The sequence below is a fragment of the Anabaenopsis tanganyikae CS-531 genome, assembly GCF_029891675.1.
GTDB lineage: Bacteria > Cyanobacteriota > Cyanobacteriia > Cyanobacteriales > Nostocaceae > Anabaenopsis > Anabaenopsis arnoldii.
On the sequence record NZ_JANQDF010000183.1, the window covers coordinates 1 to 9,753 of the forward strand.

At 37.5% G+C, this 9,753-nt stretch carries 8 protein-coding genes and 1 tRNA gene; 2 read left to right on the forward strand and 7 right to left on the reverse strand.

Annotated features, from left to right (window positions below; translation table 11 throughout):
* The coding region (locus tag NWP22_RS17770; RefSeq protein ID WP_280802186.1) for a TaqI-like C-terminal specificity domain-containing protein at positions 1 to 1,314 on the forward strand (1,314 nt) is incomplete at its 5' end.
* Here the strand turns inward: NWP22_RS17770 and NWP22_RS17775 are convergent.
* From NWP22_RS17775 to NWP22_RS17790, 4 genes are all read right to left on the reverse strand, one after another.
* Positions 1,303 to 1,689, reverse strand: coding sequence for a hypothetical protein (locus NWP22_RS17775; protein ID WP_271732135.1), 387 nt, complete (start codon positions 1,687 to 1,689; stop codon positions 1,303 to 1,305). The genes NWP22_RS17770 and NWP22_RS17775 overlap by 12 nt on opposite strands.
* Before the next feature lie 274 nt (positions 1,690 to 1,963).
* The gene (locus NWP22_RS17780; RefSeq protein ID WP_271732136.1) at positions 1,964 to 2,200 is read right to left on the reverse strand and encodes a hypothetical protein; all 237 of its coding nucleotides are present in this window, start codon (positions 2,198 to 2,200) and stop codon (positions 1,964 to 1,966) included.
* An 8-nt stretch (positions 2,201 to 2,208) separates the two neighbouring features.
* Positions 2,209 to 4,485: a heavy metal translocating P-type ATPase gene (locus tag NWP22_RS17785; RefSeq protein WP_271732137.1), complete on the reverse strand. Its 2,277-nt coding sequence runs from the start codon at positions 4,483 to 4,485 to the stop codon at positions 2,209 to 2,211.
* A gap of 152 nt (positions 4,486 to 4,637) precedes the next feature.
* On the reverse strand, positions 4,638 to 4,832 hold the full coding sequence (locus tag NWP22_RS17790; RefSeq protein WP_271732155.1) for a heavy-metal-associated domain-containing protein: 195 nt from the start codon (positions 4,830 to 4,832) through the stop codon (positions 4,638 to 4,640).
* Positions 4,833 to 6,643: 1,811 nt separating this feature from the next.
* On the opposite strand from NWP22_RS17790, the gene NWP22_RS17795 reads away from it, so the two are divergent.
* Positions 6,644 to 6,717, forward strand: a tRNA-Val gene (locus tag NWP22_RS17795).
* 171 nt (positions 6,718 to 6,888) lie between these two features.
* On the opposite strand, the gene NWP22_RS17800 is transcribed toward NWP22_RS17795, so the two are convergent.
* The 3 genes from NWP22_RS17800 to NWP22_RS17810 all read right to left on the reverse strand — a co-directional run bounded on the left by NWP22_RS17800 (position 6,889) and on the right by NWP22_RS17810 (position 9,489).
* Positions 6,889 to 7,413 carry a DUF4276 family protein gene (locus tag NWP22_RS17800; protein ID WP_280802187.1) on the reverse strand — a complete coding sequence of 175 codons (525 nt, stop codon included), beginning with the start codon at positions 7,411 to 7,413 and terminating at the stop codon, positions 6,889 to 6,891.
* 38 nt (positions 7,414 to 7,451) lie between these two features.
* Complete coding sequence (locus NWP22_RS17805; RefSeq protein ID WP_280802188.1) at positions 7,452 to 8,636, reverse strand: AAA family ATPase; 1,185 nt, start codon at positions 8,634 to 8,636, stop codon at positions 7,452 to 7,454.
* A gap of 268 nt (positions 8,637 to 8,904) precedes the next feature.
* Positions 8,905 to 9,489, reverse strand: a complete 585-nt coding sequence (locus NWP22_RS17810) for a Uma2 family endonuclease (RefSeq protein ID WP_280802189.1) — start codon at positions 9,487 to 9,489, stop codon at positions 8,905 to 8,907.
* Between the last annotated feature and the right edge of the window lie 264 nt (positions 9,490 to 9,753).

Genomic DNA, 9,753 nt, shown 5'->3' on the forward strand with positions numbered 1-9,753 from the left:
AAGGAAGAATATGTTTCTGCTAGTAAGGGAAATTATGATATTTATGTTGTTTTTGTCGAAAAAGGACTAAATCTATTAAGAAAGGATGGGCGTTTGGGTTTTATCTTACCCCATAAGTTTTTTAATGCTCAATATGGAGAATCTTTGAGAAAATTAATTGCTAAAGGTCAATACCTGGAAAAAATAGTTTACTTTGGTGATCAACAAGTTTTTCCTAAAGTATCAACTTATACTTGTTTGCTTTTCTTATCTAAAACAGATAAATCAGAAGTTACTTTTATTCAGGTACAGGATTTATTAGAGTGGGTTACTGATGACAGTATTGAAAAAATCAGCCTTATTCAACAATCTTTTATTAGTAAAACCTGGAACTTTAGCAAATTTCATAACGCCTTATTCTTTGAGAAGTTTAATGATCATAGATTCGTCAGTTTAGGGAAAATAAAAAATAATATTTCCCAAGGTATTAGAACCAGTGCGAATGAAGTATATGTTGTAGATTTTATTTCTCAAAAGAGAGACAACTTACTAGATGTGTATTCTAAATCTTTAGATAAAGTAATTACAATTGAATCAAGTTTAACTTGTCCTTTTCTACAGGGGAAGGAAATTAAAGCCTATCAGCTTTTATATTCCAATAAGTTATTGATTATTCCTTATGAACTAGTGAACGGACAAGTTAATCTGCTCAATGAAAATAAACTCTGTAATAATTATCCGCTAACTCTTGATTATCTCATCCAAAATCAAATCAAATTAGAAAACCGAGAAAAAGGTAAGATGCTGGGATCTGGTTGGTATGGTTATATTTATCCCAAAAATATAGAGTTGATGAGATATCCTAAAATACTAGTACCTGATATTGCCATTAAAGCATCTTTTGCCTTAGACGAAAGAGGAGAGTATGCTTTTACTAGTGGTTATGGAATTACACTGAAAAATGATGTCAATGAGTCTATTAAATATATTTTAGGATTACTCAATAGTAAGTTATTAGATTTTTACTTCAAGAATATTAGCACCACAATTCGTGGTGGGTTTTTCCGTTATTTTACTCAGTTTGTTGAACAGCTACCAATCCGCAGGATTAATTTCGAGAATTTATCAGAAACAAATCTTCACAATCAAATGGTTAGACTGGTTGAACAAATGTTGTTTTTGCATGAACAGCTAAATCAAGCTCAAACACCACCAGCTAAAAGAAGAATTAAACAGCAAATTAATGCTACAGATAGACAGATTAATCAGTTGGTGTATGAACTCTATGAATTAACTGATGAGGAAATAGCTATTGTGGAAGGGTCATTCGTCTAATTCCCCACTTTGGCGAGCTAGTTCATAAATAGCAGAAATAATACAAGCCATTATACCTATGCTGATGCCCCAGCTACGTCCTAAGCTAATTTCTAGAAACCAGTTGGATAAACCGCCGATTACTAGAAAGGGAATGATGCTAAATAGTGAAGCGTAAAAGGCGTTTTGAGATTCTCTGGCTTGGCGTGTTTTTTCAAATTCTTGTTGACTGATGTAAAGCGATCGCTCGGCGAAGTTAAACCATTTACTGAGCAGTTCTATTATTGTATCACGCAGTGGGGAAAATATCAAGTATAGCGCCAATGACCACAGACAGGTTCCGGCGATGGCGATTTTGTCTATCTGAAAATGGAAAGGAAAAATTTCATTAATCATAGCTGGGGATGTCCTGCGGGTGGCAAAGTTAACTATAAGTTGACCTTTTAAGCAATTTTAAGCCTAAAACCCCGCAGAATTTTTTTTATTGCCAAAAATCAATGGACTGCTCTTTCTTTAAGCCTTGGGGAAGTCTCTTGGGGGGATGGGGGGCTTGCCACTGCAATCGTCTCTGCCAAAAGAGAATTACAATTTTGATGATCTATCCCTGTGGCTAGGGATTAATCTGGCGATCGCTTTATACGAATATACGGAACTGCGATCGCTTCCCTAATTAATCTTCTTTGCGGTTGGGTTGTGATGGTGATTTACTCAACAGAAACCACCATAGCTCTAACGCAATTAAAGCGACACCACTAATAGTTACACCAACTTTCAAGGCCAAAGGTTGCGACCTAGGGTGAAAATCATTAGTTTCCCCTGATGAATGAGTTGGTATTGTTGCTGATGCTGTTCCTAGGGATAGACCCAAAGCCGCCAGACTAGCCCAAAGTATATTTTTATTGAACATAGTTGAAATTATTGTACACCTCCAGAGATGATTTTTGGTTTAAATTTCCGCAATCTCAAGGCATTGGTGACCACAGAGACGGAAGATAAAGCCATTGCAGCGCCTGCAAGAATCGGATTTAGCAACCACCCAAAGAAGGGAAAGAGAATTCCCGCAGCGACCGGGATACCTATGATGTTGTAAATAAAGGCAAAGAAGAGATTTTGGCGGATATTGCCAATTGTAGCCCGGCTAAGTTGAATTGCCGTCACAATTCCTTGTAAATCTCCAGAAATCAGAGTAATATCACTCGCGGCGATCGCCACATCTGTTCCTGTACCAATCGCAATACCCACATCTGCTCGTGCGAGTGCAGGTGCATCATTAATACCATCACCTACCATCGCCACAATTTTAGATTTACCATCGCTTTGGAGGGATTGAATTATGGCGGCTTTTTGATCTGGGCGTACCTCTGCAAAAACTCTCTGGATACCGACTTCTTGGGCGATCGCCTCCGCAGTTTTACTGTTATCTCCAGTCAGCATTACCACTTCTAATCTAAGTTTCTGTAGTATTTTAACTGCTGCTGCTGAGGAAGGTTTCAGAGCATCAGCAATACCCATCACTCCTTCTAGAACACCATCTACAGCTATTAAAATCACAGTTTTACCCCCAGCTTCCCAGACTTGTTTATATTCCTGGAGGGAGTGATTATTAATTCCCAGTTCTGTCAACCAGCGTTCTGTACCAATTTGTACTAAGCGGTCTGACACCACACCTTGAACGCCACTACCAGGGACAGCTGCAAAGTCATTACACTCAATTAAACTCGCCTCTTGGGATTGGGCATATTTTACCACTGCATCAGCCAAGGGATGCTCGGAATTTCGCTCTACAGCAGCAGCTAACTGTAAAAGCTGTAGTTCATTGTGGTTAGCAGTACCCTTCACACAGACAAAATCGGTAACTGTGGGATTCCCTTGAGTTAAAGTTCCGGTTTTATCCAAAACAATGGTGGTGATTTTGTGTGCTAGCTCTAGGCTTTGGGCATCTTTAATTAAAATACCATTTTCCGCACCTTTACCAGTGCCCACCATAATTGAAGTGGGAGTAGCTAAACCCAAAGCGCAGGGACAAGCTATAATCAGTACACCCACTGTGGTCATGATTGCTAGGGTAAAGTTACCCATGAAGTTAAACCACATCACAAAAGTCGCGATCGCGATCGCAATTACAGCAGGTACAAACCATCCTGTAACCTGATCTGCTAATCTTTGAATTGGCGCTTTAGAACCCTGTGCTTGCTGCACAAGTTTGACTATTTGCGCCAAAAAAGTATCCTTTCCCACTCGTGTCGCTCGAAACTGAAAACTACCAGTTTTGTTAATAGTCGCCCCAATTACCTCATCACCCGGTTGCTTTTGCACTGGTAAGCTTTCACCAGTAACCATGGACTCATCCACCGTAGAAATACCAGTAATCACCTCACCATCTACAGGAATCTTTTCCCCTGGACGCACCACAATCACATCATTAATTTCCACCTCGGTAATAGAAATATCCATTTCTACACCACCACGGATAACCCTAGCATTTCTGGGTTGTAGTCCCATCAGTTTATGAATAGCTTCCGAGGTTTTTCCCCTAGCGCGATGCTCTAACAACCGTCCCAGCAAAATTAAAGCAATTACAGTTACCGAAACCTCATAATATACATGAGGGATTATACCCTGAGCCGTAAAAAATCCCGAAAACAGAGTCACAAACAAAGAATATAGATATGCAGCACTTGTACCCACTGCCATCAGGGTATCCATTGTTGCTGTATGGTGCTTGAGGGCTTTCCAGCCATTCACATAAAAACCCCAACCACACCAAAACTGTACTGGGGTAGTCAACAGTAACTGTACCCAATAATTATGCAGAAATTCGGGAATAAACCAGAAATTTAACCCTGTCATCATGGGTATGGAACCCACAAAAATGATTATAGCGATCACACCCGCCACAATCACCTTGCGGCTAATTTCCTGTTCCGCGGCTAACTTAATTGCTGTGTGAGTATCATCTTCTCCAGTCAGTATGTCTTCTGAAACCTGGTAAGAAGAGTATCCCGCAGCATCGATAGCGCTTTGGATAATCTTTAAATTAGTACGTGTTCGATCATAATTGATTGTAGCCTGTTCAGCAGCAAAGTTAACATTGCAGTCAATCACCCCTGGAATCAAGCGAATTGCTTGGTCAATGTTGTTTGCGCAGGAAGCGCAACTCATACCCCGGAGTTTAAGCGTGAGAGTATCCATGCTCAGTCAATCACTTTTGCTAGTGTAGCCTATCCAGTCAAAGTTGCATCCAATTGATGAATGCAACTTCATCCGCTCAAACACATTTAGTTTAGATGTGGAAATTACATCAAACGCTTATACCCTAGGCATCTGAGCCGGTATAATCAGTTTTAAGCAGCTGGATAGCCTGCAGCAGCTAAAGCATTCTTAATTGATGCTTCCGATGCTTGAGTTTCTACGCTCACAAATTTGGTTTGGGGGTCAGCCTCAATCGTAGCATTGGCATCAACTGCTTTTACTGCATTAGTAATATTGTTGGCACAAGCAGAACAAGCCATATTGGGAACTGTGAGTTTGAGTGTCATAGGTTTACAGTATGGAATCAAAGAACTATCAAGATTTAGCTTGTATCTGCTGAATATCAGTCGTAAAGCTAATTCAGCCATTGCTAATTTGTGGGGAATCCTCTTTTCATGGCTTTAGGGATGCTTTTGACTGTCATCAGCTATTAAGTTTGGCTTTTATCTTATATCCATCCTAAACTCTCCAGCCAGCTAGAGAGTCTATCATAGTTTACAACTCTTTAAATTCTTTTCCGTCCCCATGTCATGGTATCAATATAATAATGCCATATATTTATTTAGTATTTAATTATACTCAAAATTTCACCGCCAAAATTTCATCTTCCGGCTGATATAAGCTGATATAAATTCTCAGGAAAAAAGGCTTGGACAAGCCAAGCCCTTATGTATACCAAGCATTTACTACACCAATAATAATTTAATAGTTCTATACCTTTAGTTCATCCTCCTAAAGGATGTGTTCAAATAGTCTCAAAGCTGATAAATAAGCAATTATTAATCATAAAAAAAGGTTTGGCTGTGAACCAAACCTTGATTATTGCTGTGCTTAACAACGTACTAACTTACAATTTAAGAAAACTTTTTCTCAACTTCATCTTCCTGCGGCCAGTAGAATATTAGGTTCAATTTATATTTGGCATTTCATTCATATATTAAAAGCACGAAAAAGGCCTGAACTAGAGCCAGACCTTTATATATACCAGGTGTTTACCATATTTAGCCAATTTATATATAAACTGATTATAATTCATCTGCCTTCAAGCAGTATACAAATTATATTAAATATGCTAAATATCATATCTATAAACATGGTATCATTATCCACAATAGATAGGCAGTCATCAAAAAATTACTCATACCCTGGTGAGATGTCATCTATCCCCAACCAACATCTCAAAAGAAAACCCTGGCCTTAACTCCAGGGTAGTTATATGTTTTTCAGGCATTAACGAACTGAATAATAACAGCATAAATAAATTATTTATAATACCTATCGATATATACAAAAAACCGACATTTATGATATAATGCTAAAATCGTTTTTCAATGCACTAAAGCATAAACCCCAGAGCTAAATTGAAAATATACAAAAGAGGCTTGAGCATTAGCCAAGCCCACATTCAGCAAGAGTTTACCATGTATTATCACTGTAAATGTACTTTTGTGTAAATTTCATCTATCTATAGGTTAGATATAAGCAATACCATAACTGAAATATATCAGCATAAAAAAGGTTTAGCACTCGGCTAAACCTCCATAGAAAGCAGTTAATCGACACACTAATTTTAATTTAAACCTGCTAATTATTCAGGTCATCTTCCTAGGGAATGTGTGCAAATATTTTTTAATATGATATGGCATTACTGCGACAAACACGATGGAGAATTAAAGGTAAATTTTAGAGTGGGTCGGTTACCCCTAATTTCTATCCTTTTAAAGCCTCAAATCCTTATATTTACTGTATAAACAGGCTCTAAATTACAGCCTATGTTGAGAATCTGGTATTTTATTGTAAAGTTAGTATATTTATTTACTGTTTAACCAGGAGGATAAATTAAAATACTAATATAAAAAATTACTTATAGTACATAAAGGGTTTTTCAGGGTAATGAAGTACACACCAATTCCCTATTACCTATTCCCTGTTCCCTGAAACTAAAAAACTTTTTACCTCACAAGCATGGAAAATGCTATATCTTGAGAAAAGCCTCCAGGGTTTTAGAGACTGACTAGTGAGCAAAATAAATAAAATAAATAAAATAATAGTTGCTTTCCTGTAAGATATGTGCTAAGTTAAGTAATCGTGTGGTTAAGGACGTATAGCTCAGTTGGTTAGAGCGCTACGTTGACATCGTAGAGGTCACTGGTTCGAATCCAGTTACGTCCATAGTTAATGAAAATATCCCGGAGATCATATGAGCGTATCTCATAGCCGGGTTAAATTCTCAAAGGCGCATATTCAGAAGATATTACCCTCAGCAATACCGTGTGATTACTGGTATTTCCCAGGGGCGATCGCCTGTTTTGAGAACTGTTTTACTCTTTGAGTTATGTTACTCTAATTGAGAATTTTCTTAATGCCATCGAGAAAAATTTGAAAACTACGAGACTTGTTTTCAGTCAAAGATAAATAAGGTGCGATCGCTTTCGAGTGAGTACCCGGATAATATTCTGTAACTAACTTTCTGAGTTCTGCTTTCGCGGAGTTGAGTTGATCGGGATTACGAAACTTGCTTTTATTTTGTTTGTGACTCAAACTTTGGGGTTTTAGTACATAAGCTTTTTCAACTGCCGCTAAATCACCCAAAAACCAAGATTCGAGTTCATGACATATTATTCGGATCAGTATATTTTGGTTTTCTGTATTTTGACAAATTTCTAAAAGTTCTGATTTGAGTTTTATACAATCATGGGAATCTTGATCATGAACAATGATAAATTTTGTTTCAGGTTTAAATCGAAAAGCTGTGATCTTTTTAGGAATTGATTTACAAAGGTCTTGTTTACCTTGATGGGGGATACAAATATAACTAATATGCTCAGGAATTAATTTTGGCAGAATAATTTCTAGTACGTTTTTCATAGAAGGTTCTTCCAGTAAAAAAATCAAGTCATAGCTCATTAGGGTGCAACTCCTTTAAACCAGTTTTGAATCCAGAGATATCCGGGTAAATCTCCTGCTTTTACTAAGTTTTTCAGGTTTTCATTATCGCTGGCTCGAAAAATTTTGGTAATTCCTTGTTCTTTTTTCAACCAAAAAATACTTTCTAGGGGAACAGCATTAAGAAAGTCAGGAGAGTGGGTAGATACAAATACTTGTCCGCCTCTGTGGGCATAACTGGCAAATTCTTCTGCGAGTTCGTGAAGTAAACTAGGATAAAGTTGGTTTTCTGGTTCTTCGACGCATAGTAAAGGATGGGGTTTGGGATCGAAAAGCAGAATTAAATAAGCAAACATTTTCATGGTGCCATCAGAAACATAGCGATCTATAAAGGGATCTTTAAAAGCTTGATCTTGAAATTTGAGAATTAATCTACCGTCTTCTGTTTCCTTGGCTTCTACTTTAGAAATGCCAGGTACTCGTTTCTGCATTTTTGTGAGTATCGTTTGGAATATATCAGGATGGTTTTGATAAATATATTGGGCAACAAGCGCCATATTGTCACCTGTGGGGGAGAGATGTTCAGCATAAAGGGCATCTTTGCTACCTCTGGCATCGCTGATATGGAAGTCGGAAACGTGCCAATTTTCAATTAGTGAACGGAAAGCACTAGCAGCTTTAAAACGTTGAAATTGCCCCAGTCCTTTAATTGCTAAAATATCATTGGATTCAAGTTGTTGTTCTTCCCGTTCTAGTTCCGCCTCAGTTTGTTCAAAATTTTCTTCGTTGGTGATGGCGTATCCTTTACCGTTTTGGAAGTCGAGGAAGTGATAGGGAGAACCATATTCACGACGTTTGTACTTGAGAATTTCTCTTTTAACTAAGGGTCGTTTTTCTTCTTGTCCAATATTTAAAGTATAGGTAACTAGGCGCTCTGTCTCTAGAATTTTAATGCGGAATTTTAGTTCTATTTCTATGTCTTCTTGTTCTTTGCCTCTAGTCACGACTTCATTAAATCCACCCCGGATCTGAAGGGCTTGACGAATATTATTTTTTAAGGCATCGCGGAGAAAACCAAAAATATCAAATAGGGTAGATTTACCAGTACCATTAGCTCCGATAATCACGCAGAATCTGGGAATATCCTTAATTTCTATAGATTCAAAGGCTCGATAATTTTTAATTTTTATAGAAACAATTTTCATAATTAATATCTGCTTTATAAATTTTCTTGTTTGACTACAATACTGCTAAGTAGGTGGGCGTTGAAATTTATCGTTGTGGCAAGGCAGGAGGCAGGTGGGAAGAGGTTTTTCAGCATTTTACATTTTTGTACTTGCTTTGTTTTTTCGTGCCGACTTACTTAGCTGAAATCTGCTGTATACTTGCTCAAAGACATTGAATTTTTTGAATGGCTATTTCTAGGGTGATCATATTGGTTAATGGATAGTAGGTAATTTGGTAATACTTCTATTATTCCCCATTCCCTAGTTCAAGATTTAAACCGCGATAGATTTGTTCAAGGGGAAAGTTAAGATTAATGCTTTTAAGTTGGATGGTGTCACCTGGTTTGTAGTTGATAATTAACCAGTCTCCAGCCTCGTTTTTATGATAAAGGTCAATTTCCATGCTGGTGGAACTGACCAGCAGATAATCTATTAAGGCTGGATTATTTTTATACATTCTAAATTTACCACCTCTGTCATAAGCTTCGGTAGTTTTTGATAAAACTTCAACTATTAAGCAGGGGTAGGTAATATATTGGGTATTGGTTTTGTCCCGTTCGTCGCAGGTGACGCTAACATCTGGGTAGGTGTAGTTATTAGTACCTAAAATATTAACTTTGAGGTCTGAGTTACCTGTTATGCAACTACTAGCGTCTAAATGGGTATCAAACATAGTCGTAAATCTAATAGCAATGCGGCTATGATTAACGCTACCGCCACTCATGGGGTAAACTTGGCCGTTGATATATTCGTGTTTTTCTAGTTGCTGTTCTTCCCATGCAAAGTATTCTTCGGGGGTGAGGTGGGGGGTGTTTTCTTTAGCTGCAATCATTTTTTTGATAATTGGTAATGGGTAATACTTTTATTTTATTTGTTCTATCTATGCCCTTATAATAAATAATATCAATTTAATTTTTGTAGGTTGGGTTTCGTTCCTCAACCCAACCTACTCAATACTATGTATCATCTGTGTAAACATGGGTAACCGCACTCAAAACAGCAAAGATGTATAATTATTTATATATTTTCTTGTATAATTTTTCTTAGCCATAAATAACCAGCCCATGGTGTGAATCTATGCGTCAATGTCTTAACC

What these genes read in the sequence shown, in the direction of transcription:
- NWP22_RS17800 (WP_280802187.1), bottom strand. Translation starts at nt 7,413, where the DNA reads ATGAAAAACGTACTAGAAATTATTCTGCCAAAATTAATTCCTGAGCAT.
- NWP22_RS17790 (WP_271732155.1), bottom strand. Translation starts at nt 4,832, where the DNA reads ATGACACTCAAACTCACAGTTCCCAATATGGCTTGTTCTGCTTGTGCC.
- NWP22_RS17785 (WP_271732137.1), bottom strand. Translation starts at nt 4,485, where the DNA reads ATGGATACTCTCACGCTTAAACTCCGGGGTATGAGTTGCGCTTCCTGC.
- NWP22_RS17780 (WP_271732136.1), bottom strand. Translation starts at nt 2,200, where the DNA reads ATGTTCAATAAAAATATACTTTGGGCTAGTCTGGCGGCTTTGGGTCTA.
- NWP22_RS17805 (WP_280802188.1), bottom strand. Translation starts at nt 8,636, where the DNA reads ATGAAAATTGTTTCTATAAAAATTAAAAATTATCGAGCCTTTGAATCT.
- NWP22_RS17775 (WP_271732135.1), bottom strand. Translation starts at nt 1,689, where the DNA reads ATGATTAATGAAATTTTTCCTTTCCATTTTCAGATAGACAAAATCGCC.
- NWP22_RS17810 (WP_280802189.1), bottom strand. Translation starts at nt 9,489, where the DNA reads ATGATTGCAGCTAAAGAAAACACCCCCCACCTCACCCCCGAAGAATAC.